Origin of the sequence: Streptococcus sp. SR1, from assembly GCF_000526075.1 — a bacterium.
Lineage (GTDB): Bacteria > Bacillota > Bacilli > Lactobacillales > Streptococcaceae > Streptococcus > Streptococcus halitosis.
On sequence record NZ_JATR01000013.1, the window covers coordinates 26,213 to 49,214 of the forward strand.

Below are 23,002 nucleotides of genomic sequence, written 5' to 3' on the forward strand. Positions count from 1 at the left end.
AAATGGACTACGCATTTCTTGGAGAAAGTGGTACAATATTTAGATAAGTAGATGAAATGAAGAGGGGGAGAAAATGAGATTATTACCAATAAGAAAAATATCACGTCAGTCTAAGAGGCTAGCGCTTTTTTTGACTTTTTGCGCAGGATATGTAGATGCCTATACCTTTATCGTGCGAGGAAATACTCTTGTGGCAGGACAGACTGGGAATGTGGTTTTTCTATCAGTAGGACTCATTCAACACAATGTGTCAGATGCCAGTGCCAAAGTAATGACATTGCTAGCTTTTATGATGGGGGTCCTTTTATTAACTGTCTATAAGGAAAAATTGAGAATTGTTAAAAAGCCAATTTTGTCTGTAATTCCACTTGCAGTCTTGTCCCTAATTATTGGCTTTGTGCCGCAAACTGTAGAGAATATCTATCTCGTACCGCCCTTGGCCTTCTGTATGGGACTGGTGACAACTGCTTTTGGAGAAGTGTCTGGTATTGCCTATAATAATGCTTTTATGACCGGGAATATCAAACGAACCATGTTAGCTTTTGGAGATTATTTTCGGACCAAGCATACGCCTTTCCTACGAGAGGGCTTGATTTTTGTTAGCTTGCTTAGCAGTTTTGTCTTCGGAGTTGTTTTTTCAGCTTATTTGACGATTTACTATCAGGAGAAGACAATTCTAGGTGTTCCTCTTATGATGAGTATCTTTTACTTCAGCATGCTTTTTGCTTCTTGGAGAAAAAAAGGGAAAGAAAAAGCTTAATTTTAATTGATTTTACTTGTAAGAAAAAAGAAGATATGCTATAATCGAAGAGTTGACTATGCACAGTCCTGTGCAACCGCACGAACATCGTTGCTCATCGTATACAAAATTTAAACTTTGTTATACTTAGAGCTCTTCTTTTAAGTGGTTCGTCCCACGATGCTAGGCGAGTCTTCACAAAAATACGGGGAAACCCTAAAAATCATAGGAGGTGCATAATGAGCACATACGCAATTATCAAAACTGGCGGAAAACAAGTTAAAGTTGAAGTTGGTCAAGCAGTTTACGTTGAAAAATTGAACGTTGAAGCTGGTCAAGAAGTTACTTTTAACGAAGTTGTTCTTGTTGGTGGTGAAAACACTGTTGTCGGAACTCCACTTGTTGCTGGAGCTACTGTAGTTGGAACTGTTGAAAAACAAGGAAAACAAAAGAAAGTTGTTACTTACAAGTACAAACCTAAGAAAGGTAGCCACCGCAAACAAGGTCACCGTCAACCATATACAAAAGTTGTCATCAACGCGATCAACGCTTAATTTTTAAGGAGAACACATGATACAAGCAGTCTTTGAGAGAGCCGAAGATGGCGAGCTGAGGAGTGCGGAAATTACTGGACACGCCGAAAGTGGCGAATACGGCTTAGATGTCGTGTGTGCATCGGTTTCTACGCTTGCCATTAACTTTATCAATTCCATTGAGAAATTTGCAGGCTACGAACCAATCCTAGAATTAAACGAAGATGAAGGTGGTTATCTAAAGGTTGAAATACCAGAGGATCTTCCTTCGCACCAGAGAGAAATGACCCAGTTATTCTTTGAATCATTTTTCTTAGGTATGGCAAACTTATCGGAGAACTCTTCTGAGTTCGTCCAAACCAGAGTTATCACAGAAAACTAACACGGAGGAAAACATTATGTTAAAAATGACTCTTAACAACTTGCAACTTTTCGCCCACAAAAAAGGTGGAGGTTCTACATCAAACGGACGCGATTCACAAGCGAAACGTCTTGGAGCTAAAGCGGCTGACGGACAAACTGTAACAGGTGGATCAATCCTTTACCGTCAACGTGGTACGCACATCTATCCAGGTGTAAACGTTGGACGTGGTGGAGACGATACTTTGTTCGCTAAAGTTGAAGGCGTAGTACGCTTTGAACGTAAAGGACGCGATAAAAAGCAGGTTTCTGTTTACCCAATCGCAAAATAAAAAGGTCCAGTGAACCTTTTTATCCCGAGCCTTAAAATGAAAAGGCGAGGAAGCTAGAAGTAGCATTAAATAAGGCTTTCCGAGTTTTCGGAGAGCCTATTTTTTTGTTTTGATACCCACAATTTTTTGTTACTAGTGTAGATGAATTTTGTGAGCGACATTATTTTTCCTAGGTGGAAAACTTCTAAAATATGGTATAATGAACAGATAGAGAAGTTGGGGGTAGAAGATGAATATTCAACAATTACGCTATGTTGTTGCTATTGCCAATAGTGGTACTTTCCGTGAAGCTGCTGAAAAGATGTATGTGAGTCAGCCCAGTCTGTCTATTTCTGTGCGCGATTTGGAAAAAGAGTTAGGTTTTAAAATTTTCCGTCGGACGAGTTCGGGAACGTTTTTGACCCGTCGTGGTATGGAATTTTATGAGAAAGCGCAGGAGTTGGTCAAAGGCTTTGATGTTTTTCAAAATCAGTATGCCAATCCTGAGGAAGAAAAGGATGAATTTTCCATTGCCAGTCAGCACTATGACTTCTTGCCACCAACGATTACGGCCTTTTCAGAACGTTATCCTGATTATAAGAACTTTCGTATTTTTGAGTCTACTACAGTTCAAATATTAGACGAAGTAGCCCAAGGGCATAGTGAGATTGGGATTATCTACCTCAACAACCAAAATAAAAAGGGCATCATGCAACGGGTTGAAAAGCTTGGTTTAGAAGTTATTGAACTAATTCCTTTCCAGACTCACATTTATCTTCGTGAAGGACATCCTTTAGCACAGAAAGAGGAATTGGTTATGGAGGATTTAGCGGATCTACCAACAGTTCGTTTCACCCAGGAAAAGGATGAGTACCTATACTATTCAGAGAACTTTGTCGACACCAGCGCGAGCTCCCAGATGTTTAATGTGACCGACCGTGCCACTTTGAATGGTATTTTGGAGCGGACAGATGCCTATGCGACAGGTTCAGGATTTTTAGATAGTGACAGTGTTAATGGGATCACAGTTATTCGTCTCAAGGATAATCTAGATAACCGCATGGTCTACGTCAAACGTGAGGAAGTGGAGCTTAGCCAAGCTGGGACTCTCTTCGTAGAAGTCATGCAAGAATATTTTGATCAAAAGAGGAAATCATGAAAAAAAGAGGAATAGTAGCAGTCATTATACTGCTTTTGATTGGGTTGGATCAGTTGGTCAAAAATTATGTTGTCCAGCAGATTCCACTGGGTGAAGTGCGTTCGTGGATTCCCAATCTCGTTAGCTTGACCTACCTGCAAAATCGTGGGGCAGCCTTCTCCATGCTACAAGATCAGCAGTGGTTATTTGCTGTCATTACACTGATCGTCATGGTAGGTGCCATTTGGTATTTACATAAACACATGGAGGATTCTCTCTGGTTGGTTTTTGGACTGACCCTGATAATAGCGGGAGGTCTGGGCAACTTTATCGATAGAATGAGTCAAGGTTTTGTGGTGGATATGTTTCACTTAGACTTTATCAACTTTGCGATTTTCAATGTTGCTGACAGCTATTTGACAGTTGGTGTGATTGTTTTATTGATTGCAATGCTTAAAGAGGAAGTAAATGGAAATAAAAATTGAAACTGGGGGGCAACGTCTAGACAAGGCTCTGTCGGACCTGACAGAATTGTCACGTAGTCTCGTGAATGAACAAATCAAGGCTGGACAAGTTTTGGTTAATGGGCAAGCCAAGAAAGCAAAATACACTGTCCAAGAGGGCGATGTGGTCACTTATCATGTGCCAGAACCAGAGGTTTTAGAATATGTAGCTGAGAATTTGCCACTCGAAATCATCTACCAAGATGAGGATGTAGCAGTCGTTAACAAACCTCAGGGAATGGTGGTTCATCCCAGCGCCGGTCATACCAGTGGAACCTTGGTCAATGCCCTCATGTACCATATCAAGGACTTGTCAGGTATCAATGGGGTTCTGCGTCCAGGAATCGTTCACCGCATTGACAAGGACACGTCTGGTCTCCTCATGATTGCTAAGAATGATGAGGCCCACTTAGCACTCGCGCAAGAACTCAAGGACAAGAAGTCTCTCCGTAAATACTGGGCGATTGTTCATGGTAATCTTCCCAATGATCGTGGTGTGATTGAAGCTCCGATTGGTCGTAGTGAAAAAGACCGTAAGAAACAGGCTGTGACTGCTAAAGGAAAGCCTGCAGTAACGCGTTTCCACGTCTTGGAACGCTTTGGAGATTATAGCTTAGTGGAGTTGCAACTGGAAACAGGACGTACCCACCAAATCCGTGTTCATATGGCTTATATTGGCCATCCAGTCGCTGGTGATGAAGTCTATGGTCCTCGTAAAACCCTGAAAGGACATGGACAATTTCTCCATGCCAAGACTCTAGGCTTTACCCATCCGAGAACAGGTGAAACCTTGGAGTTCACAGCAGATATTCCAGAGATTTTTAAAGAAACGCTGGAAAGATTGCGTAAAACTGAGAATAGATAAAAGAGTTGAGATGCCTTGTCTCAACCTTTTTCATTTCAAGTCTTTTCTATTTTAAAGTATTCATGTTATAATGGATAAATATGAAGAATCGGAGTGAGAATATGAAGTACAAACGAATCGTCTTTAAGGTAGGGACCTCCTCCTTGACAAATGAAGACGGGAGTTTATCAAGAAGTAAAGTAAAGGCAATTACCCAGCAATTGGCTATGCTTCATGAAGCCGGACATGAGTTGATTTTGGTGTCATCTGGGGCAGTTGCCGCTGGATTTGGAGCTTTGGGCTTTAAAAAACGTCCGACCAAGATTGCAGATAAACAAGCTTCGGCTGCAGTTGGTCAGGGACTTTTGTTGGAGGAATACACAACCAACCTCCTCATGCGCCAAATCGTTTCTGCACAAATTTTGCTGACCCAGGATGATTTTGTAGATAAACGTCGCTATAAGAATGCTCATCAGGCATTGTCTGTATTGCTTCATCGTGGTGCAATCCCCAACATCAACGAGAATGACAGTGTCGTTATTGATGAGCTCAAGGTGGGTGATAATGACACTCTGAGTGCCCAGGTAGCGGCGATGGTTCAAGCAGACCTTTTAGTTCTCTTGACCGATGTGGACGGTCTCTATACTGGCAATCCCAACTCAGATCCAACAGCCAAACGTTTGGAGAGAATTGAGACCATCAATCATGAGATTATTGATATGGCTGGTGGAGCAGGTTCGTCAAACGGAACTGGGGGTATGCTGACAAAAATCAAGGCGGCTACGATTGCTACGGAGTCAGGTGTGCCAGTCTATATCTGCTCTTCCTTGAAATCAGATGCCTTGATCGAAGCAGCGGAGGAGACTAGGGATGGTTCCTTCTTTGTTGCGCAAGAGAAGGGACTTCGTACCCAGAAACAATGGCTGGCCTTCTATGCTCAAAGTCAGGGAACGATTTGGGTAGATGGTGGAGCTGCAGAGGCACTTTCAAAAAACGGGAAAAGTCTCCTTTTATCGGGTGTTGTAGAAGTGGAAGGAAACTTCTCTTACCACGATATTGTCACAGTAGCAGATAAAGAAACAGGTCAATCTCTTGGAAAGGGACGTGTCCAATTTGGTGTCTCAGCCCTAGAAGATATGCTCCGTTCTCAAAAAGCTAAGGGAGTCTTGATTCACCGTGATGACTGGATTTCCATCACTCCTGAAATCCAGCTGCTCTTTACAGAATTTTAGAGGTGAACGATGGTAAGTACACAAGAACAATTTGAACAGGTACAGGCTGTTAAGAAATCAATCAATACTGCTAGTGAAGCAGTGAAAAACCAAGCCTTGCTAGCTATGGCTGATCACTTAGTGGCTGCTACTGAGGAGATTTTAGCGGCCAATGCCCTCGATATGGAAGCGGCCAAGGGGAAAATCTCAGATGTTATGCTAGATCGTCTTTATTTGGATGCGGGACGTATAGAAGCGATGGCAAATGGGATTCGTGAAGTGGTTGCTTTACCAGATCCTATTGGTGAAGTCCTAGAAACAAGTCAGCTTGAAAATGGCTTGGTTATTACTAAGAAGCGTGTGGCTATGGGGATCATCGGTATTATCTATGAAAGTCGTCCAAATGTGACATCTGATGCGGCTGCTTTGGCACTCAAGAGTGGGAATGCGGTTGTTCTTCGTAGTGGGAAGGACGCCTATCAAACTGCCCATGCTATTGTCACAGCTTTAAAGAAGGGCTTGGAGACGACTACCATTCATCCAGAGGTGATTCAACTGGTAGAAGATACCAGTCGTGAAAGTAGCTATGCTATGATGAAGGCTAAGGGCTATTTAGATCTTCTCATTCCTCGTGGAGGGGCTGGTTTGATCAATGCTGTGGTTGAAAATGCTATCGTGCCCGTTATCGAGACAGGAACTGGAATTGTCCATGTCTATGTGGATAAGGATGCCGATGAAGACAAGGCTCTGTCTATCATCAACAATGCTAAAACCAGTCGTCCTTCTGTCTGCAATGCTATGGAGGTCTTGCTGGTTCATGAAGACAAGGCAGCAAGCTTCCTTCCTCGCTTGGAGAAAGTGCTGGTTGCAGATCGAAAAGAAGCTGAGTTGGAACCAATTCAATTTCGTTTGGATAGCACAGCAAGTCAGTTTGTTTCAGGTCGAGCAGCTGAGGCTCAAGACTTTGATACCGAGTTTTTAGACTATGTCCTAGCTGTTAAGGTTGTGAGCAGTTTAGAAGAAGCGGTTGCGCATATTGAAGCCCACAGTACCCATCATTCGGATGCGATTGTGACGGAAAATGCTGAAGCTGCAGCTTACTTTACAGATCAAGTGGACTCTGCCGCGGTTTATGTCAATGCCTCGACTCGTTTCACTGATGGTGGCCAGTTTGGTCTTGGATGTGAGATGGGGATTTCTACTCAGAAACTGCATGCGCGTGGGCCTATGGGCTTGAAAGAGTTGACCAGCTACAAGTATGTGGTTACTGGTGATGGACAGATAAGGGAGTAAGAGATGAAGATTGGATTTATCGGTTTGGGGAATATGGGAGCTAGCTTGGCTAAGGCTGTTGTGCAGGCCAAGACGGGTGCTCAGATTCTCCTTGCCAATCGTAGTCAAGCAAAAGTAGATGCTTTCATTGCCAACTTTGGTGGTCAGGCTTCCAGCAATGACGAAATCTTCGCAGAAGCAGATGTGATTTTTCTAGGTGTTAAGCCTGCTCAGTTCTCAGACTTGCTTTCTCAATACCAGACCATCCTTGAAAAGAGAGAAAGTCTTCTTTTGATTTCCATGGCGGCTGGATTGACCTTGGAAAAACTGGCAAGTCTTCTGCCAAGTCAACACCGAATTATTCGCATCATGCCCAATACACCAGTGGCTATCGGCCAAGGAGTGATTAGTTACGCTTTATCAGAAAACTGTTGTGCTGAGGACAGGGAGCTCTTTTGTCAGCTTTTAGCCAAGGCTGGTCTCTTGGTTGAGCTGGGGGATGGCTTAATCGATGCTGCGACAGGTCTTGCAGGTTGTGGACCAGCCTTTGTCTACCTTTTTATCGAGGCTTTAGCAGATGCGGGTGTGCAGACAGGATTGCCCCGAGAAAGGGCCTTGAAAATGGCAGCCCAAACAGTAGTCGGCGCTGGGCAAATGGTTCTCGAAAGCCAGCAACATCCTGGAGTTTTGAAAGACCAAGTTTGTAGTCCAGGTGGTTCGACTATCGCTGGTGTAGCGAGTTTAGAAGCGCATGCTTTTCGAGGAACAGTCATGGATGCAGTTCAGCAAGCCTATAAACGAACACAAGAATTAGGTAAATAAGAGGTGGCTTTGACTGCCTCTTTTATAGTGCATGGAATAAGAAGACAAAAAGATTGTCACAAACCCCTATTTTTTTGATAGAATAGAAGTAGTAAAAAAGAAATGAGTTAGACATGTTAAAAGGATTTTTAGTCTCTCTTGAGGGACCAGAGGGAGCAGGCAAGACCAGTGTTTTAGAGGCTCTGCTCCCAATTTTAGAGGAAAAAGGAGTAGAGGTGCTGACGACCCGTGAACCTGGCGGAGTCTTGATTGGGGAGAAAATTCGTCAAGTGATTTTGGATCCAAGTCATACTCAGATGGATCCTAAAACGGAACTCCTTCTCTATATTGCCAGTCGCAGACAGCACTTGGTGGAAAAAGTTCTCCCAGCACTTGCAGCTGGCAAGTTGGTCATTATGGACCGCTTCATCGATAGTTCCCTTGCTTATCAGGGATTTGGCCGAGGCTTGGATATTGATGCCATTGATTGGCTCAATCACTTTGCGACAGATGGCCTCAAACCCGATTTGACACTCTATTTTGACATTGAGGTGGAAGAGGGGCTGGCTCGCATTGCTGCCAATAGTGATCGCGAGGTCAATCGTTTGGACTTGGAAGGCTTAGACTTGCACAAAAAAGTCCGTCAAGGTTATCTTTCTCTTCTGGACAAAGATGGAAATCGCATTGTCAAGATTGATGCGAGTCTTCCTTTGGAGCAAGTTGTGGAAACAACTAAGGCTGTCTTATTTGACAGAATGGGCTTGGATAAATGAAACAAGATCAACTAAAGGCTTGGCAACCAGACCAGTTTGACCGCTTTGTCCGTATCCTAGAACAAGACCAGCTCAATCACGCCTATCTTTTTTCAGGTTTCTTTGGAAGCTTGGAAATGGCGCAGTTTTTGGCTAAGAGCCTCTTTTGTAGGGATAAAGTAGGCGTTCTACCATGTGAGAAATGCCGAAACTGCAAGCTGATTGAGCAGGAAGAATTTCCCGATGTTACCTTGATTAAGCCAGTCAATCAGGTCATCAAGACAGAACGCATTCGGGAATTGGTGGGTCAGTTTTCCCAAGCAGGGATTGAAAGTCAGCAACAGGTCTTTATTATCGAGCAGGCGGAGAAAATGCATCCCAACGCGGCTAATTCTCTGCTCAAGGTCATCGAAGAACCCCAGAGTGAGGTTTATATTTTCTTCTTGACTAGCGATGAGGAAAAGATTTTACCAACTATCCGAAGTCGGACCCAAATTTTCCACTTTAAAAAGCAAGAAGAAAAGCTCATTCATCAATTAGAACAAGCAGGTCTCGTTAAGAAAAAAGCGACTCTTTTAGCACAGTTTAGTCAATCGCGTGCTGAAGCAGAAAAGCTGGCCAATCAAGCCAGTTTTTGGAATTTGGTGGATGAGAGTGAACGTCTGCTGACCTGGTTATTAACTAAGAAAAAAGAAAGTTATCTCCAAGTTGCTAAATTAGCCAACTTGGCAGATGACAAGGAAAAACAGGATCAGGTCTTGCGAATCCTCGAAGTGCTCTGTGGACAGGATCTCTTGCAAGCAAGGATTCGACAGATTCTACAAGATTTGCTAGAAGCTAGAAAAATGTGGCAAGCCAATGTTAGCTTTCAAAATGCCATGGAATATCTGGTCTTGAAAGAAATATAAACTCAATGAAGGATAAAGAAAGGAAAGGGCTGGTTTATGGATAAGAAAGAATTATTTGATGCGCTGGACGATTTTTCCCAACAGTTATTGGTGACCTTGGCCGATGTGGAAGCCATTAAGAAAAATCTCAAGAGCTTGGTAGAGGAAAATACAGCTCTTCGTTTGGAAAATAGTAAGTTGCGCGAACGCTTAGGCGAGGTGGAAGCAGATGCTCCCGTCAAGGCCAAGCATGTTCGTGAAAGCGTCCGACGAATCTATAAAGATGGTTTTCACGTTTGTAATGATTTTTATGGGCAACGCCGAGAGCAGGACGAGGAATGTATGTTCTGTGACGAGTTGTTGTACAGGGAGTAAGCATGCAGATTCAAAAAAGTTTTAAGGGGCAATCTCCCTATGGCAAGCTTTACCTAGTGGCAACGCCGATTGGCAATCTAGATGATATGACTTTTCGTGCCATACAGACCTTGAAAGAGGTGGACTGGATTGCTGCGGAGGACACGCGCAATACGGGTCTTTTGCTCAAGCATTTTGACATTCCGACCAAACAGATCAGTTTTCATGAGCACAATGCCAAGGAAAAAATTCCTGATTTGATCGGTTTATTGAAGGCGGGGCAAAGTATTGCTCAGGTTTCTGATGCGGGTCTGCCTAGCATCTCGGACCCTGGTCACGATTTGGTCAAGGCAGCCATCGAAGAAGATATTGCTGTTGTCACAGTTCCAGGTGCCTCTGCAGGGATTTCTGCCTTGATTGCTAGCGGATTGGCGCCACAGCCACATATCTTTTACGGTTTCTTACCGAGAAAATCAGGTCAGCAAAAGCAATTTTTCGACTTGAAAAAAGATTATCCAGAAACTCAGATTTTCTATGAATCGCCCCACCGTGTAGCGGATACGTTAGAAAATATGCTAGAAGTCTACGGCGACCGCTCGGTGGTCTTGGTGAGAGAATTGACTAAAATCTATGAAGAATACCAACGAGGTACCATTTCTGAGTTATTAGAAAACATAGCTGAAACGCCACTCAAGGGTGAATGCCTTCTCATCGTTGAAGGCGTCAGTCAGGATGTGGAAGAAAAGGACGAGGAGGACTTGTTCTTAGAAATCCAAGCTCGTATCCAGCAAGGTATGAAGAAAAATCAAGCCATAAAGGAAGTTGCGAAACTCTACCAGTGGAATAAAAGCCAGCTCTATGCTGCCTACCACGACTGGGAAGAAAATTAAGAAAATGACTAAACAGGGAAGTTTGCCTTCTTCCCTTTTTTTGTTATACTAGTAAAAGAAAATTTAGAAAGATTTGTGGGTGTCAAACAGTCTAGTAGCTTGTTTTGATATGAACTTAGGTTCCACCCAAAGAGGTATTAGTGTCGTGTCTCAATCTTATATCAATGTTATCGGAGCAGGTTTGGCAGGTTCTGAAGCAGCTTATCAAATTGCAGAACGTGGTATTCCAGTTAAACTTTTTGAAATGCGTGGTGTAAAGCCTACACCCCAGCACAAAACAGACAATTTTGCAGAGTTGGTTTGTTCCAATTCCTTACGTGGGGATGCTTTGACCAATGCTGTCGGTCTTCTCAAGGAAGAAATGCGTCGCTTGGGTTCTGTCATATTGGAATCTGCTGAAGCTACACGTGTTCCTGCAGGCGGTGCCCTTGCGGTGGACCGTGATGGTTTCTCCCAAATGGTGACCGAAAAAGTGGCCAACCACCCCTTGATTGAAGTGGTTCGTGATGAAATTACAGAATTGCCGACTGATGTTATTACAGTTGTCGCTACTGGTCCTTTGACCAGTGATGCCCTAGCTGAAAAGATTCATGCCCTTAATGACGGTGATGGTTTCTATTTCTACGACGCGGCGGCGCCGATTATCGACGTTAACACCATCGATATGAGTAAGGTCTATCTCAAGTCTCGTTATGACAAGGGAGAGGCGGCCTACCTCAATGCGCCTATGACTAAAAAAGAATTTATGGATTTCCATGAAGCCTTGGTCGATGCGGAAGAAGCACCGCTCAATTCGTTTGAAAAAGAAAAGTACTTTGAAGGATGTATGCCAATCGAAGTCATGGCCAAACGTGGCATTAAAACCATGCTCTATGGTCCTATGAAGCCAGTCGGTTTGGAGTATCCAGAAGATTACACAGGACCTCGTGATGGCGAATTCAAAACCCCTTATGCAGTTGTTCAACTTCGTCAGGACAATGCGGCTGGTAGCCTCTACAATATCGTCGGTTTCCAAACCCACCTCAAATGGGGAGAACAAAAGCGTGTTTTCCAAATGATTCCAGGTCTTGAAAATGCTGAGTTTGTCCGTTATGGGGTCATGCACCGCAATTCTTATATGGATTCACCAAATCTTCTTGAACAGACTTACCGTTCTAAGAAACAGCCCAACCTCTTCTTTGCTGGTCAAATGACGGGTGTGGAAGGCTATGTTGAGTCAGCAGCTTCAGGCTTAGTTGCGGGTATTAACGCGGCTCGTCTCTTCAAGGGTGAAAGTGAGGCTATCTTCCCAGAGACCACAGCGATTGGAAGTCTGGCTCATTACATCACTCATGCAGATAGCAAGCATTTCCAACCGATGAATGTCAATTTTGGGATTATAAAGGAGTTAGAAGGCGAGCGTATCCGTGATAAGAAGGCTCGTTATGAAAAAATTGCAGAGCGTGCTCTTACCGACTTAGAGGAATTTTTAACGGTCTAATTTTTTTCAAAGAATTGCTCATGATACTATAAAAATCTTAGAAATTGTGATAAAATAGGTAGGATAAAAAAAGGAGAGTAAAAATGGCGAATCCCAAGTATAAACGTATTTTAATCAAGTTATCAGGTGAAGCCCTTGCCGGTGAACGTGGCGTAGGGATTGATATCCAAACAGTTCAAACAATCGCAAAAGAGATTCAAGAAGTTCATAGCTTAGGTATCGAAATTGCCCTTGTTATTGGTGGAGGAAATCTCTGGCGTGGTGAACCTGCTGCAGAAGCAGGAATGGACCGCGTTCAGGCAGATTACACTGGAATGCTTGGGACCGTGATGAATGCTCTTGTGATGGCAGATTCATTGCAACAAGTTGGTGTCGATACGCGTGTACAAACAGCCATTGCGATGCAACAAGTGGCAGAGCCGTACGTACGTGGACGTGCCCTTCGTCATCTTGAAAAAGGCCGCATCGTTATCTTTGGTGCTGGTATTGGTTCACCTTACTTCTCAACAGATACAACAGCAGCCCTTCGTGCAGCTGAAATCGAAGCGGATGCCATCCTTATGGCTAAAAATGGCGTAGACGGTGTTTACAATGCCGATCCTAAGAAAGACAAGACAGCTGTTAAGTTTGAAGAATTGACCCACCGTGATGTTATCAATAAAGGTCTTCGTATCATGGATTCAACTGCCTCAACCCTCTCTATGGACAACGACATTGACTTGGTTGTCTTCAACATGAACCAACCAGGCAACATCAAACGTGTCGTATTTGGTGAAAATATCGGAACAACAGTTTCAAACAATATCGAAGAAAAGGAATAAGAAAATTATGGCTAATGCAATTGTAGAAAAAGCTAAAGAGAGAATGACCCAGTCTCACCAATCACTTGCTCGTGAATTTGGTGGTATCCGTGCCGGTCGTGCCAACGCAAGCTTGCTAGACCGTATCCACGTAGAATACTACGGAGTCGAAACTCCTCTTAACCAAATCGCTTCAATTACCATTCCAGAAGCGCGTGTCTTGTTGGTAACACCATTTGACAAGTCTTCATTGAAAGACATCGAACGTGCCTTGAACGCTTCTGACCTTGGTATCACACCAGCTAATGACGGCTCTGTGATCCGCTTGGTTATCCCAGCTCTTACAGAAGAGACTCGTCGTGACCTTGCTAAAGAAGTGAAGAAGGTTGGTGAAAATGCTAAAGTGGCTGTCCGCAATATCCGCCGTGATGCTATGGACGAAGCTAAGAAACAAGAAAAAGCAAAAGAAATCACTGAAGACGAATTGAAGACCCTTGAAAAAGATATTCAAAAAGTAACAGACGATGCTGTGAAACACATCGACGATATGACTGCCAACAAGGAAAAAGAACTTTTGGAAGTCTAAAAATAAACAGAAAAACTCAGTTGGCATTGCTGGCTGAGTTTTATTCGAAAGAAGGAAATATGAACACAAATCTTGCAAATTTTATCGTTGGACTCATCATCGATGAAAATGACCGTTTTTACTTTGTGCAAAAGGATGGTCAGACCTATGCTCTTGCCAAGGAAGAAGGTCAGCATACGGTAGGTGATACAGTCAAAGGTTTTGCTTACACAGATATGAAGCAAAAACTCCGCTTGACTACTCTAGAAGTCACTGCCACTCAGGACCAATTTGGTTGGGGAACCGTAACAGAAGTTCGTAAGGACTTGGGCGTCTTTGTCGATACCGGTCTACCTGATAAGGAAATCGTTGTGTCACTCGATATCCTCCCTGAGCTCAAGGAACTCTGGCCTAAGAAGGGTGATAAACTTTACATCCGCCTTGAAGTGGACAAGAAAGACCGAATCTGGGGACTCTTGGCGTATCAGGAAGACTTCCAACGTCTGGCGCGTCCTGCTTACAACAACATGCAGAACCAAAACTGGCCAGCCATTGTTTACCGCCTCAAGCTATCAGGAACTTTTGTATACCTACCAGAGAATAACATGCTTGGTTTCATTCACCCAAGTGAGCGCTATGCAGAGCCACGTTTAGGCCAAGTGCTAGATGCGCGTGTTATCGGTTTCCGTGAAGTGGACCGTACCTTGAACCTATCCCTCAAACCACGTTCCTTTGAAATGTTGGAAAATGATGCTCAGATGATTTTGACCTACTTGGAAAGCAATGGTGGGTTCATGACCTTAAATGATAAGTCATCTCCTGAAGACATCAAGGCAACCTTTGGCATTTCTAAAGGTCAGTTCAAGAAAGCACTCGGTGGATTGATGAAGGCTGGTAAAATCAAGCAAGACCAGTTTGGGACAGAGTTGATTTAGGTCTTATAGACATGATAAAGAAACTTGAAGAAATGAGTTTAGAGGAACTCTGGCAACTTTTTCCTATTTTTCTAGTAGAGCACAAGTCAGAGTGGAAAGACTGGTATGAATTGGAAAAAACAAATGTGAAAACAATATTGGGTGCAAATGTTATTCAAAGAATAGAACATATCGGTAGCACTGCTATCCCTAATATTTGGGCCAAAAATATCGTTGATATTCTGTTAGAAGTAGGTAGAATAGAGGATTTAGCAAGAGTTAGGGATTTATTGGTGAAGAATGGGTGGCTAGTGATGTCGGAGAGTCCTAACAGAATTTCGCTAAATAAAGGATATACAGAGCAGGGATTTGCTGAGAAAGTTTTTCATTTACATTTACGAATGACGGGAGATCATGACGAGATTTATTTTAGAGATTATCTCTGCCAGCATCCAGATATTGCCCAAGCGTATCAGGAATTAAAACTAAGTTTGTGGAAAAAATTTGAACACAACCGAGACGCCTATACAGATGCGAAAACGGATTTTATAAACCACTACGTATCAAAGGCTAAGTCCAGTAATTTTCAAGAATCAGAAAAGTGTCATTAAAAAACTCTTGATAGGAGAAAGAATTGAGAAAATCATTTTACACTTGGCTCATGACCGAGCGCAATCCTAAAAGTAACAGCCCTAAAGCCATCTTGGCAGACCTCGCTTTTGAGGAGTCAGCCTTCCCAAAACACACGGATGATTTTGATGAGGTGAGTCGCTTTTTGGAGGAGCATGCCAGTTTCTCTTTTAACCTAGGAGACTTTGACGCCATCTGGCAAGAATACTTAGAACACTAGAGACAATGAGATGAGGCTAGTATTTTATTGTTCTCTTTGCTATAATAAAAAGAAATAAACGGATTAGAGAGGTTCTTTATTTGAAGGAACATTCAATTGACATTCAACTAAGTCATCCAGATGACTTGTTTCATCTTTTTGGATCCAACGAGCGCCATCTTCGTTTGATGGAAGAAGAGCTCGATGTTGTCATTCATGCCCGTACGGAGATTGTACAGGTTTTGGGAGAAGAGCCTGCCTGTGAGGAAGCCCGTCAGGTTATCCAAGCCTTGATGGTTTTGGTTAATCGAGGAATGACGGTTGGCACACCAGATGTGGTCACTGCGATTAGCATGGTCAAAAACGATGAAATCGACAAGTTTGTCGCCCTTTACGAAGAAGAAATTATCAAAGACAATACTGGGAAACCGATCCGTGTCAAAACCTTAGGTCAAAAGCTTTATGTGGACAGTGTCAAACAGCATGATGTGACCTTTGGAATCGGACCTGCAGGGACAGGGAAGACCTTTCTTGCAGTGACCTTGGCAGTGACTGCTCTTAAACGTGGGCAAGTCAAGCGGATTATCCTTACTCGTCCAGCAGTGGAAGCAGGTGAGAGTCTAGGATTTCTTCCGGGTGATCTCAAGGAGAAGGTGGATCCTTATCTTCGACCTGTTTACGATGCTTTGTACCAGATTCTCGGGAAAGACCAGACGACTCGTCTCATGGAGCGTGAAATCATTGAAATAGCGCCCCTTGCCTACATGCGTGGTCGGACCTTAGATGATGCCTTTGTCATCTTGGATGAAGCACAAAATACAACCATCATGCAGATGAAGATGTTCCTGACTCGTTTAGGCTTTAATTCGAAGATGATTGTCAATGGAGATATCAGCCAGATTGACCTACCACGTAATGTCAAGTCAGGTTTGATTGATGCCCAAGAAAAGCTTAAGAACATTCACCAAATTGACTTTGTTCATTTTTCAGCCAAAGATGTGGTTCGCCATCCGGTTGTCGCTCAGATTATTCGAGCTTATGAACCCGCTCCAGTTAAGGTTGAAGAAAAGAACCAAGAAACAGAATAGCAAAAAAGCAGTTCAGATGTGAACTGCTTTTTTTAATGAGTGTCTAGCTTTAAACAAGTTCGTCGATAGACGTGTGCTCTTTATCGAGGCCTTGAGCAACTGGGAGGCTAGTTAAGTAACCTTGATAAGTGGTCACACCTTGACGCAAGCCCTCATCTTCAGCAATTGCTTGTGCGAATCCTTTGCCAGCAAGAGCTTCGATATAAGGAAGAGTGACATTGGTTAGGGCGATGGTTGAAGTACGGGCAACCGCACCAGGGATATTGGCAACGGCATAGTGGAGAACACCGTGTTTTTCATAGACGGGTTCATCGTGTGTTGTCACACGGTCAGCTGTCTCGATAACGCCACCTTGGTCAACGGCAACATCAACGATGACAGAGCCTGGACGCATTTGTTTGACCATCTCTTCTGTCACCAATTTTGGTGCTTTGGCACCAGGGATGAGAACCGCACCAATCACCACATCAGCATCTCTCACACTTGCTTCGATGTTGAATGAATTAGACATAAGAGTTTGGATTTGGTTTCCAAAGACTTCTTCTAGAGCTGAGAGACGCTTAGCACTGATATCTAAAATAGTTACTTGAGCACCAAGACCAAGGGCGATGCGGGCAGCATGTGTACCGACGACACCACCACCGATGATGGTTACTTTTCCTTTTGGAACACCTGGTACACCACCTAGTAGGACACCAGAACCACCAGCTTGCTTAGTAAGGAAGTGAGCTCCGATTTGAACAGCCATACGACCTGCAACCTCACTCATAGGAACGAGGAGTGGTAGTTGTCCTTGATTGTCACGAACAGTTTCATAGGCAATTCCTGTTGTTTTGGCTGCTAACATAGCACCTGCTAATTCTGGTGCAGCGGCCATGTGCAAGTAAGTGAAGAGGAGAAGATCATCGCGCAAATAACCGTATTCAGAAGCTAGTGGTTCTTTTACTTTCACGACTAATTCGGCTGCCCAGGCTTCAGCAGCAGTTGCGACAATCTCAGCTCCTTGCTTTTGATAGTCTGCATCAGTAAATCCTGAACCGAGACCAGCATTTGTTTCGATGAGAACACGATGTCCACGACTGACTAAACTGTGGACGCCAGCAGGAGTGAGGGCAACACGGTTTTCATTATTTTTAATTTCTTTTGGGATTCCGATTAACATAGAGATAACCTACCTTTCAATTGACGGTCTTGTTTTGGTTGTCACATTCCAGTTCATAAATCAAAAATGTGATGGTTTTATTGTATATGAAACCGCTTCAAAAATCAAGAAAAACTTGTCATCCAAATTTATTTATGCTAGACTAGTGAGAATCAAGCTCTAATGGAGGGAAAAGTATGGAATCAATATTTGTGAAATTTGCCCAGTACCCAACTATAGAAACGAAGCGTTTATTGCTCCGACCTGTAACCTTGGATGATGCAGAAGCTATGTTTGAGTATGCTTCAGACAGAGAAAATACACGATACACTTTTCCAACAAATCAAAGCTTAGAAGAAACTAAGAACAACATTGCTCAGTTTTACTTGTCTAATCCCTTGGGCCGTTGGGGAATCGAATTAAAAAGCAATGGTCAGTTTATTGGAACTATTGATTTGCACAAGATTGACCCCATTCTCAAAAAAGCAGCTATTGGTTACATTATTAACCAAAAGTATTGGAATCAAGGATTGACGACAGAAGCCAATCGTGCCGTGATTGAGCTGACTTTTGAGAAGATTGGAATGAACAAGTTAGTTGCTTTACACGATAAGGATAATCCCGCGTCAGGAAAGGTCATGCAGAAATCAGGTATGCGCTTTTCCCACGAAGAACCATATGCCAGAATGGACAAAAAAGAACCAGGTCGAATCATCACAAGAGTTCATTATGTCTTGACCAAGGAAGATTATTTTGCAAATAAATAAGCAGTTGAAAAGAAATTTTCGACTGTTTTTTCTTTCTCTTGCGAATAACTTAAGAGAGGAGAAAATATGGAAGCAATTATCGAGAAAATCAAAGAGTATAAAATCATTGTCATCTGTGCAGGTTTGGGTCTGGCCTTAGGCGGATTTTTCCTGCTAAAGCCAGCTACACAAACATCTGTGAAAGAAACAAATTTGCAGACCGAAGTTGCGGCCGTTTCAAAGGATTCATCGGCTGAAAAAGAAGTGAAGAAGGAGGAAAAGGAAGAGTCTCCTGAACAAGATCTGATCACAGTGGATGTCAAAGGTGCTGTCAAATCACCAGGGATTTATGATTTGCCAGTTGGCAGTAGGGTTCATGATGCCGTTCAGAAAGCTGGTGGACTGACAGAGGAAGCAGATAGTAAATCGCTAAATCTCGCTCAGAAAGTCAGTGACGAGGCTCTTGTCTATGTTCCAACTAAGGGAGAAGAAGCAGCTAGTCAGCAGCAGGCTGCCTCTGGAACGACTCCTTCGACAAGTAAAGAAAAGAAGGTCAACCTCAATAAAGCTAGTCTGGAAGAACTCAAGCAGGTCAAAGGCTTGGGAGGAAAACGAGCCCAGGATATTATCGATCATCGTGAGGCAAATGGTAAATTCAAGTCGGTAGATGAACTCAAGAAGGTCTCTGGCATTGGCGCTAAGACCATAGAAAAGCTAAAAGACTATGTTACAGTGGATTAAGAATTTCCCTATCCCCCTAATCTATTTGAGTTTTCTGTTACTCTGGCTTTACTATGCCATTTTTGGAGCGTCCTATCTCGCACTGCTAGGTTTTGTTTTTTTGCTTGTCTGTCTCTTTTTTCAATTTCCTTGGAAATCGACTGGTAAAGTTCTAGCTATTTGTGGAGTTTTTGGATTTTGGTTTCTGTTTCAAACTTGGCAACAGACACAAGCTAGTCAAAACCTAGTGGATTCTGTTAAGAGGGTACGGATTTTGCCTGACACTATTAAGGTCAATGGAGATAGTCTGTCCTTTCGGGGCAAGGCTGACGGCCGCACCTTACAAGTTTACTATAAACTCCAGTCTGAGGAGGAGAAAAAGCTCTTTCAGGCCTTAACAGACCTTCACGAGATAGAGATAGAAGGAAAACTTTCAGAGCCTGAAGGTCAGAGGAATTTTGGTGGATTTGACTATCAAGCCTATCTAAAGACTCAAGGAATTTACCAAACTTTGACTATCAAGAGTATCCAGTCAATGAAACAGGTTAGAAGTTGGGATATAGGAGAAAATCTGTCTGGTTTACGTCGGAAGGCTGTAGTTTGGATCAAGAAGCGCTTTCCAGATCCTATGCGCAATTATATGACAGGTCTTCTTTTAGGACATTTGGACACGGACTTTGAGGAAATGAATGAGCTCTATTCCAGTCTTGGAATTATCCATCTCTTTGCCTTGTCGGGTATGCAGGTGGGCTTTTTCATGGATGCCTTTAAGAAACTCCTCTTGCGATTGGGCTTAACTCAAGAAAAGTTGAAGTGGCTAACTTATCCCTTTTCTCTTATCTATGCAGGTCTGACAGGATTTTCAGCTTCGGTCATTCGCAGTCTCTTGCAAAAGTTACTAGCACAACATGGTATTAAGGGCTTGGATAATTTTGCCTTGACGATCCTTGTCCTCTTTATCATCATGCCCAACTTTTTCTTGACAGCTGGAGGGGTCTTGTCTTGTGCTTATGCTTTTATCTTGACCATGACCAGCAAAGAAGGGGAGGGGATCAAGGCTGTTGCTAGAGAAAGTCTGGTCATTTCCTTGGGAATATTGCCCATTCTATCCTTCTATTTTGCAGAATTTCAGCCTTGGTCTATCCTTTTGACCTTTGTCTTTTCTTTTCTGTTTGATGTGGTATTCTTACCGCTTTTGTCCATCTTATTCATTCTGTCTTTTGTTTACCCAGTCACTCAGTTTAACTTTGTCTTTGAGTGGTTGGAGGGCATCATTCGCTTGGTTTCACAGATGGCAAGTAGGCCCTTGGTCTTTGGACAACCCAACGCATGGCTGTTGATTCTACTGTTAATTTCCTTGGCAATACTGTATGATTTTAGGAAAAACATCAAAAGACTAGCAGGATTCAGTCTCTTTGTCATAGGGCTCTTTTTCTTAATCAAGCATCCTCTGGAAAATGAAATTACCATGCTGGATGTAGGGCAGGGAGAAAGTATTTTCCTACGGGATGTAACTGGAAAAACCATTCTCATAGACGTGGGAGGCAAGGCAGAGTCTGATAAGAAAATTGAAAAATGGCAAGAAAAGGCGACGACCAGCAATGCCCAGAGAACCTTGATTCCCTATCTTAAAAGTCGAGGAGTAGACAAGATTGACCAGCTGGTTTTGACCAATACAGACAAGGAGCATGTTGGCGATTTGCTAGAAGTAACAAAGGCTTTCCATGTCGGAGAGATTTTAGTATCAAAAGGAAGTCTGACACAGAAGGAATTTGTAGCGGAGCTAGAAGCAAGCCAAACCGAGGTGCGCAGTGTGGCAGCAGGGGAGAACTTGCCGATTTTTGGCAGTTACTTAGAAGTCCTATCTCCAAGGAAGATTGGAGATAGGAATCGTGATGATTCTCTGGTTCTTTATGGAAAACTCTTGGATAAGCATTTTCTCTTTACTGGAAACTTGAAAGAGAAGGGAGAGAAGGATCTTCTAAAGCAATATCCTGACTTAGAGGTGGATGTCTTGAAAGCAAGCCAACATGGTGCTAAAACATCATCCAATCCAGCTTTCATAGAAAAAATCAAACCAGAAATTACTCTCATCTCAGTTGGAAAAAACAATCGTGCGAAACTTCCCCATCAGGAAACCTTGACACGAATGGAAAGTATCAAGAGTAAGATTTACAGAACTGACCAGCAAGGGGCTATCCGCTTTAAAGGATGGAATAGTTGGCGAATTGAAACGGTGCGATAAAATAGACAAAGTTTTTCGAAAAATTGACTTTTTATCTTGACAAGGGATAGAAAACTTGGTATCATATAAAAGTTGAGAAAAGCAGAAGTGAGAGCTTCTCGCCTTGTGACATCAAGTTGCCTGGCCCTACGGATGAAAAGTTTCTAAGAAACGCTATCATAACGTGCGGGCTTGTATCATTACGAGTCCGCTATTGTTTTTCTCTAATAATAAAAAAGAGGTGAAAACCATAGCAAAGCAAGACTTATTCATCAATGATGAAATTCGTGTACGTGAAGTTCGCTTGATCGGTCTTGAGGGAGAACAGCTAGGCATCAAGCCACTCAGCGAAGCGCAAGCATTGGCTGATAGTGCAAATGTTGACTTAGTATTGATTCAACCCCAAGCAAAACCACCTGTTGCTAAAATTATGGACTACGGTAAGTTCAAATTTGAGTATCAGAAAAAGCAAAAAGAACAACGTAAAAAACAAAGTGTTGTTACTGTGAAAGAAGTTCGTCTGAGTCCAACTATTGACAAGGGTGACTTTGACACAAAACTTCGCAATGCACGCAAGTTCCTTGAAAAAGGAAATAAAGTTAAGGTATCCATTCGCTTTAAAGGGCGTATGATCACCCATAAAGAGATTGGTGCAAAAGTTTTAGCCGAGTTTGCTGAAGCAACACAAGATATTGCAATCATCGAACAACGAGCTAAGATGGATGGACGCCAAATGTTCATGCAGTTGGCGCCAGCAACTGACAAAAAATAATTGTCAGAAAGTTAAATAAAGGAGAAAAAATCATGCCAAAACAAAAAACACACCGCGCATCAGCTAAACGTTTCAAACGTACAGGTTCTGGTGGACTTAAACGTTTCCGTGCTTACACTTCTCACCGTTTCCACGGAAAAACTAAGAAACAACGTCGTCATCTTCGTAAAGCATCTATGGTGCATTCAGGAGATTTCAAACGTATCAAAGCAATGCTTACTCGCTTGAAATAATAGCCTAATAGTAAGTAAACAATTCTAGGAAATATTTGGAGGAAATAAAACATGGCACGTGTTAAAGGTGGCGTTGTATCACGCAAACGTCGTAAACGTATTCTTAAATTAGCAAAAGGTTACTATGGAGCTAAACACATCTTGTTCCGTACTGCAAAAGAACAAGTAATGAACTCTTACTACTATGCATACCGTGACCGTCGTCAGAAAAAACGTGACTTCCGCAAATTGTGGATCACTCGTATCAATGCGGCAGCTCGTTTGAACGGACTTTCATACTCACAATTGATGCATGGTTTGAAATTGGCTGAAATCGAAGTTAACCGTAAAATGCTTGCTGATTTGGCTGTTAATGATGCAGCAGCTTTCACAGCTCTTGCAGATGCAGCTAAAGCAAAACTTGGTAAATAATAATTGATAAGACTGGAACAGGATTGTCCCAGTCTTTTTAAAAATAAAGGAGAATATATGGCTTCAAAAATGCTACACACTTGTTTGCGAGTAGAAAACCTTGAAAAATCAATCGCATTTTATCAAGATGCTTTTGGATTTAAAGAATTGCGTCGCAGAGATTTTCCAGATCATGCCTTCACGATTGTCTATCTAGGACTTGAGGGTGACGACTATGAGTTGGAATTGACTTATAACTACGATCACGGCCCTTATGTGGTGGGAGATGGTTTTGCACATATCGCCCTCAGTACACCTGACCTTGAAGCGCTTCATCAAGAGCACAGTGCAAAAGGATATGAAGTGACTGAGCCAAATGGTCTACCAGGAACTGCACCAAACTATTACTTTGTCAAGGATCCTGATGGCTACAAAGTCGAAGTGATTCGTGAAAAATAATCGAGTAATGTCAAGTAGAATGTTCGTTTTCTACTTGACTTTTTTT

The 23,002-nt window shown here is 42.8% G+C and carries 29 protein-coding genes, 1 pseudogene and 2 other annotated features; of the genes and pseudogenes, 28 read left to right on the forward strand and 2 right to left on the reverse strand.

Features of this window, described 5'->3' with window-relative positions:
- Positions 1-73 precede the first annotated feature (73 nt).
- The 4 genes from HMPREF1518_RS02800 (at position 74) to rpmA (ending at position 1,964) form a co-directional block, all read left to right on the forward strand.
- Positions 74-760 (forward strand): YoaK family protein, encoded by a 687-nt coding sequence (locus HMPREF1518_RS02800; protein WP_033584012.1) that lies wholly within the window; start codon positions 74-76, stop codon positions 758-760.
- Between the two features lie 64 nt (positions 761-824).
- Positions 825-944, forward strand: a sequence feature (ribosomal protein L21 leader region).
- A gap of 34 nt (positions 945-978) precedes the next feature.
- The gene (rplU, locus tag HMPREF1518_RS02805) at positions 979-1,293 is read left to right on the forward strand and encodes a 50S ribosomal protein L21 (protein ID WP_000109141.1); all 315 of its coding nucleotides are present in this window, start codon (positions 979-981) and stop codon (positions 1,291-1,293) included.
- Positions 1,294-1,309: 16 nt separating this feature from the next.
- Entirely contained in the window at positions 1,310-1,654 is a 345-nt protein-coding gene (locus tag HMPREF1518_RS02810) for a ribosomal-processing cysteine protease Prp (protein WP_033584014.1), read from the forward strand.
- A gap of 16 nt (positions 1,655-1,670) precedes the next feature.
- Positions 1,671-1,964 (forward strand): 50S ribosomal protein L27, encoded by a 294-nt coding sequence (gene rpmA / locus HMPREF1518_RS02815; RefSeq protein WP_000916509.1) that lies wholly within the window; start codon positions 1,671-1,673, stop codon positions 1,962-1,964.
- A gap of 165 nt (positions 1,965-2,129) precedes the next feature.
- Here rpmA and HMPREF1518_RS10980 read toward each other — a convergent pair.
- A pseudogene (locus HMPREF1518_RS10980) lies at positions 2,130-2,201 on the reverse strand (AraC family transcriptional regulator); the annotation flags it as partial.
- On the opposite strand from HMPREF1518_RS10980, the gene HMPREF1518_RS02820 reads away from it, so the two are divergent.
- The 17 genes from HMPREF1518_RS02820 to HMPREF1518_RS02900 all read left to right on the forward strand — a co-directional run bounded on the left by HMPREF1518_RS02820 (position 2,194) and on the right by HMPREF1518_RS02900 (position 16,271).
- Positions 2,194-3,102, forward strand: coding sequence for a LysR family transcriptional regulator (locus HMPREF1518_RS02820; protein ID WP_001025717.1), 909 nt, complete (start codon positions 2,194-2,196; stop codon positions 3,100-3,102). The pseudogene HMPREF1518_RS10980 and the gene HMPREF1518_RS02820 overlap by 8 nt on opposite strands.
- Positions 3,099-3,566: a signal peptidase II gene (gene lspA / locus HMPREF1518_RS02825; RefSeq protein WP_033584015.1), complete on the forward strand. Its 468-nt coding sequence runs from the start codon at positions 3,099-3,101 to the stop codon at positions 3,564-3,566. The genes HMPREF1518_RS02820 and lspA overlap by 4 nt, the downstream gene beginning before the upstream one ends.
- Positions 3,550-4,449, forward strand: coding sequence for an RluA family pseudouridine synthase (locus HMPREF1518_RS02830; RefSeq protein ID WP_033584016.1), 900 nt, complete (start codon positions 3,550-3,552; stop codon positions 4,447-4,449). The genes lspA and HMPREF1518_RS02830 overlap by 17 nt, the downstream gene beginning before the upstream one ends.
- Before the next feature lie 101 nt (positions 4,450-4,550).
- Positions 4,551-5,660: a glutamate 5-kinase gene (gene proB, locus HMPREF1518_RS02835; protein WP_033584018.1), complete on the forward strand. Its 1,110-nt coding sequence runs from the start codon at positions 4,551-4,553 to the stop codon at positions 5,658-5,660.
- 9 nt (positions 5,661-5,669) lie between these two features.
- A complete protein-coding gene (locus HMPREF1518_RS02840; RefSeq protein WP_033584020.1) occupies positions 5,670-6,932 on the forward strand; it encodes a glutamate-5-semialdehyde dehydrogenase in 1,263 nt (420 codons plus the stop codon).
- 3 nt (positions 6,933-6,935) lie between these two features.
- Positions 6,936-7,733: a pyrroline-5-carboxylate reductase gene (gene proC, locus HMPREF1518_RS02845; protein ID WP_033584022.1), complete on the forward strand. Its 798-nt coding sequence runs from the start codon at positions 6,936-6,938 to the stop codon at positions 7,731-7,733.
- Between the two features lie 113 nt (positions 7,734-7,846).
- Positions 7,847-8,485 (forward strand): dTMP kinase, encoded by a 639-nt coding sequence (gene tmk / locus HMPREF1518_RS02850; RefSeq protein ID WP_033584024.1) that lies wholly within the window; start codon positions 7,847-7,849, stop codon positions 8,483-8,485.
- Positions 8,482-9,372: a DNA polymerase III subunit delta' gene (locus HMPREF1518_RS02855; RefSeq protein WP_033584026.1), complete on the forward strand. Its 891-nt coding sequence runs from the start codon at positions 8,482-8,484 to the stop codon at positions 9,370-9,372. Before tmk ends, HMPREF1518_RS02855 begins: the two co-directional genes overlap by 4 nt.
- Before the next feature lie 36 nt (positions 9,373-9,408).
- Positions 9,409-9,726 carry a DNA replication initiation control protein YabA gene (gene yabA, locus HMPREF1518_RS02860; protein WP_000358227.1) on the forward strand — a complete coding sequence of 106 codons (318 nt, stop codon included), beginning with the start codon at positions 9,409-9,411 and terminating at the stop codon, positions 9,724-9,726.
- Positions 9,727-9,728: 2 nt separating this feature from the next.
- Positions 9,729-10,595, forward strand: a complete 867-nt coding sequence (gene rsmI, locus HMPREF1518_RS02865) for a 16S rRNA (cytidine(1402)-2'-O)-methyltransferase (protein ID WP_033584028.1) — start codon at positions 9,729-9,731, stop codon at positions 10,593-10,595.
- Positions 10,596-10,740: 145 nt separating this feature from the next.
- A complete protein-coding gene (gene trmFO / locus HMPREF1518_RS02870) occupies positions 10,741-12,075 on the forward strand; it encodes a methylenetetrahydrofolate--tRNA-(uracil(54)-C(5))-methyltransferase (FADH(2)-oxidizing) TrmFO (protein ID WP_033584030.1) in 1,335 nt (444 codons plus the stop codon).
- An 83-nt stretch (positions 12,076-12,158) separates the two neighbouring features.
- The gene (pyrH, locus tag HMPREF1518_RS02875) at positions 12,159-12,896 is read left to right on the forward strand and encodes a UMP kinase (protein ID WP_000002996.1); all 738 of its coding nucleotides are present in this window, start codon (positions 12,159-12,161) and stop codon (positions 12,894-12,896) included.
- Between the two features lie 7 nt (positions 12,897-12,903).
- Positions 12,904-13,461, forward strand: a complete 558-nt coding sequence (gene frr, locus HMPREF1518_RS02880) for a ribosome recycling factor (RefSeq protein WP_001262236.1) — start codon at positions 12,904-12,906, stop codon at positions 13,459-13,461.
- Between the two features lie 59 nt (positions 13,462-13,520).
- Entirely contained in the window at positions 13,521-14,375 is an 855-nt protein-coding gene (cvfB, locus tag HMPREF1518_RS02885; protein WP_033584032.1) for an RNA-binding virulence regulatory protein CvfB, read from the forward strand.
- A gap of 11 nt (positions 14,376-14,386) precedes the next feature.
- On the forward strand, positions 14,387-14,965 hold the full coding sequence (locus HMPREF1518_RS02890) for a GrpB family protein (RefSeq protein ID WP_033584034.1): 579 nt from the start codon (positions 14,387-14,389) through the stop codon (positions 14,963-14,965).
- 23 nt (positions 14,966-14,988) lie between these two features.
- Positions 14,989-15,204 carry a YozE family protein gene (locus HMPREF1518_RS02895; RefSeq protein WP_001232084.1) on the forward strand — a complete coding sequence of 72 codons (216 nt, stop codon included), beginning with the start codon at positions 14,989-14,991 and terminating at the stop codon, positions 15,202-15,204.
- An 80-nt stretch (positions 15,205-15,284) separates the two neighbouring features.
- Complete coding sequence (locus HMPREF1518_RS02900; RefSeq protein WP_033584036.1) at positions 15,285-16,271, forward strand: PhoH family protein; 987 nt, start codon at positions 15,285-15,287, stop codon at positions 16,269-16,271.
- 49 nt (positions 16,272-16,320) lie between these two features.
- Here HMPREF1518_RS02900 and ald read toward each other — a convergent pair whose 3' ends face one another.
- Positions 16,321-17,433: an alanine dehydrogenase gene (gene ald, locus HMPREF1518_RS02905; protein ID WP_033584037.1), complete on the reverse strand. Its 1,113-nt coding sequence runs from the start codon at positions 17,431-17,433 to the stop codon at positions 16,321-16,323.
- Between the two features lie 176 nt (positions 17,434-17,609).
- Here ald and HMPREF1518_RS02910 point away from each other — a divergent pair, with 176 nt between their 5' ends.
- The 7 genes from HMPREF1518_RS02910 (at position 17,610) to gloA (ending at position 22,956) form a co-directional block, all read left to right on the forward strand.
- The gene (locus HMPREF1518_RS02910; RefSeq protein ID WP_033584039.1) at positions 17,610-18,179 is read left to right on the forward strand and encodes a GNAT family N-acetyltransferase; all 570 of its coding nucleotides are present in this window, start codon (positions 17,610-17,612) and stop codon (positions 18,177-18,179) included.
- A gap of 66 nt (positions 18,180-18,245) precedes the next feature.
- Positions 18,246-18,899 (forward strand): helix-hairpin-helix domain-containing protein, encoded by a 654-nt coding sequence (locus tag HMPREF1518_RS02915; protein ID WP_033584041.1) that lies wholly within the window; start codon positions 18,246-18,248, stop codon positions 18,897-18,899.
- Positions 18,883-21,123, forward strand: coding sequence for a DNA internalization-related competence protein ComEC/Rec2 (locus HMPREF1518_RS02920; RefSeq protein WP_033584043.1), 2,241 nt, complete (start codon positions 18,883-18,885; stop codon positions 21,121-21,123). The genes HMPREF1518_RS02915 and HMPREF1518_RS02920 overlap by 17 nt, the downstream gene beginning before the upstream one ends.
- 73 nt (positions 21,124-21,196) lie before the next feature.
- Positions 21,197-21,328: a sequence feature (ribosomal protein L20 leader region), on the forward strand.
- Between the two features lie 15 nt (positions 21,329-21,343).
- A complete protein-coding gene (infC, locus tag HMPREF1518_RS02925; RefSeq protein WP_000848184.1) occupies positions 21,344-21,874 on the forward strand; it encodes a translation initiation factor IF-3 in 531 nt (176 codons plus the stop codon).
- A 32-nt stretch (positions 21,875-21,906) separates the two neighbouring features.
- Positions 21,907-22,107, forward strand: a complete 201-nt coding sequence (gene rpmI / locus HMPREF1518_RS02930) for a 50S ribosomal protein L35 (protein WP_001125942.1) — start codon at positions 21,907-21,909, stop codon at positions 22,105-22,107.
- Between the two features lie 51 nt (positions 22,108-22,158).
- Positions 22,159-22,518, forward strand: a complete 360-nt coding sequence (gene rplT / locus HMPREF1518_RS02935) for a 50S ribosomal protein L20 (protein WP_000124830.1) — start codon at positions 22,159-22,161, stop codon at positions 22,516-22,518.
- Positions 22,519-22,575: 57 nt separating this feature from the next.
- A complete protein-coding gene (gloA, locus tag HMPREF1518_RS02940) occupies positions 22,576-22,956 on the forward strand; it encodes a lactoylglutathione lyase (protein ID WP_000157153.1) in 381 nt (126 codons plus the stop codon).
- Positions 22,957-23,002 lie beyond the last annotated feature (46 nt).

Excerpts from the sequence above, each read along its gene's own strand:
- HMPREF1518_RS02800 (WP_033584012.1), top strand. The coding sequence starts at position 74 with ATGAGATTATTACCAATAAGAAAAATATCACGTCAGTCTAAGAGGCTA.
- rplU (WP_000109141.1), top strand. The coding sequence starts at position 979 with ATGAGCACATACGCAATTATCAAAACTGGCGGAAAACAAGTTAAAGTT.
- HMPREF1518_RS02810 (WP_033584014.1), top strand. The coding sequence starts at position 1,310 with ATGATACAAGCAGTCTTTGAGAGAGCCGAAGATGGCGAGCTGAGGAGT.
- rpmA (WP_000916509.1), top strand. The coding sequence starts at position 1,671 with ATGTTAAAAATGACTCTTAACAACTTGCAACTTTTCGCCCACAAAAAA.
- HMPREF1518_RS02820 (WP_001025717.1), top strand. The coding sequence starts at position 2,194 with ATGAATATTCAACAATTACGCTATGTTGTTGCTATTGCCAATAGTGGT.
- lspA (WP_033584015.1), top strand. The coding sequence starts at position 3,099 with ATGAAAAAAAGAGGAATAGTAGCAGTCATTATACTGCTTTTGATTGGG.
- HMPREF1518_RS02830 (WP_033584016.1), top strand. The coding sequence starts at position 3,550 with ATGGAAATAAAAATTGAAACTGGGGGGCAACGTCTAGACAAGGCTCTG.
- proB (WP_033584018.1), top strand. The coding sequence starts at position 4,551 with ATGAAGTACAAACGAATCGTCTTTAAGGTAGGGACCTCCTCCTTGACA.
- HMPREF1518_RS02840 (WP_033584020.1), top strand. The coding sequence starts at position 5,670 with ATGGTAAGTACACAAGAACAATTTGAACAGGTACAGGCTGTTAAGAAA.
- proC (WP_033584022.1), top strand. The coding sequence starts at position 6,936 with ATGAAGATTGGATTTATCGGTTTGGGGAATATGGGAGCTAGCTTGGCT.
- tmk (WP_033584024.1), top strand. The coding sequence starts at position 7,847 with ATGTTAAAAGGATTTTTAGTCTCTCTTGAGGGACCAGAGGGAGCAGGC.
- HMPREF1518_RS02855 (WP_033584026.1), top strand. The coding sequence starts at position 8,482 with ATGAAACAAGATCAACTAAAGGCTTGGCAACCAGACCAGTTTGACCGC.
- yabA (WP_000358227.1), top strand. The coding sequence starts at position 9,409 with ATGGATAAGAAAGAATTATTTGATGCGCTGGACGATTTTTCCCAACAG.
- rsmI (WP_033584028.1), top strand. The coding sequence starts at position 9,729 with ATGCAGATTCAAAAAAGTTTTAAGGGGCAATCTCCCTATGGCAAGCTT.
- pyrH (WP_000002996.1), top strand. The coding sequence starts at position 12,159 with ATGGCGAATCCCAAGTATAAACGTATTTTAATCAAGTTATCAGGTGAA.
- frr (WP_001262236.1), top strand. The coding sequence starts at position 12,904 with ATGGCTAATGCAATTGTAGAAAAAGCTAAAGAGAGAATGACCCAGTCT.
- cvfB (WP_033584032.1), top strand. The coding sequence starts at position 13,521 with ATGAACACAAATCTTGCAAATTTTATCGTTGGACTCATCATCGATGAA.
- HMPREF1518_RS02890 (WP_033584034.1), top strand. The coding sequence starts at position 14,387 with ATGATAAAGAAACTTGAAGAAATGAGTTTAGAGGAACTCTGGCAACTT.
- ald (WP_033584037.1), bottom strand. The coding sequence starts at position 17,433 with ATGTTAATCGGAATCCCAAAAGAAATTAAAAATAATGAAAACCGTGTT.
- HMPREF1518_RS02910 (WP_033584039.1), top strand. The coding sequence starts at position 17,610 with ATGGAATCAATATTTGTGAAATTTGCCCAGTACCCAACTATAGAAACG.
- HMPREF1518_RS02915 (WP_033584041.1), top strand. The coding sequence starts at position 18,246 with ATGGAAGCAATTATCGAGAAAATCAAAGAGTATAAAATCATTGTCATC.
- HMPREF1518_RS02920 (WP_033584043.1), top strand. The coding sequence starts at position 18,883 with ATGTTACAGTGGATTAAGAATTTCCCTATCCCCCTAATCTATTTGAGT.
- rpmI (WP_001125942.1), top strand. The coding sequence starts at position 21,907 with ATGCCAAAACAAAAAACACACCGCGCATCAGCTAAACGTTTCAAACGT.
- rplT (WP_000124830.1), top strand. The coding sequence starts at position 22,159 with ATGGCACGTGTTAAAGGTGGCGTTGTATCACGCAAACGTCGTAAACGT.
- gloA (WP_000157153.1), top strand. The coding sequence starts at position 22,576 with ATGGCTTCAAAAATGCTACACACTTGTTTGCGAGTAGAAAACCTTGAA.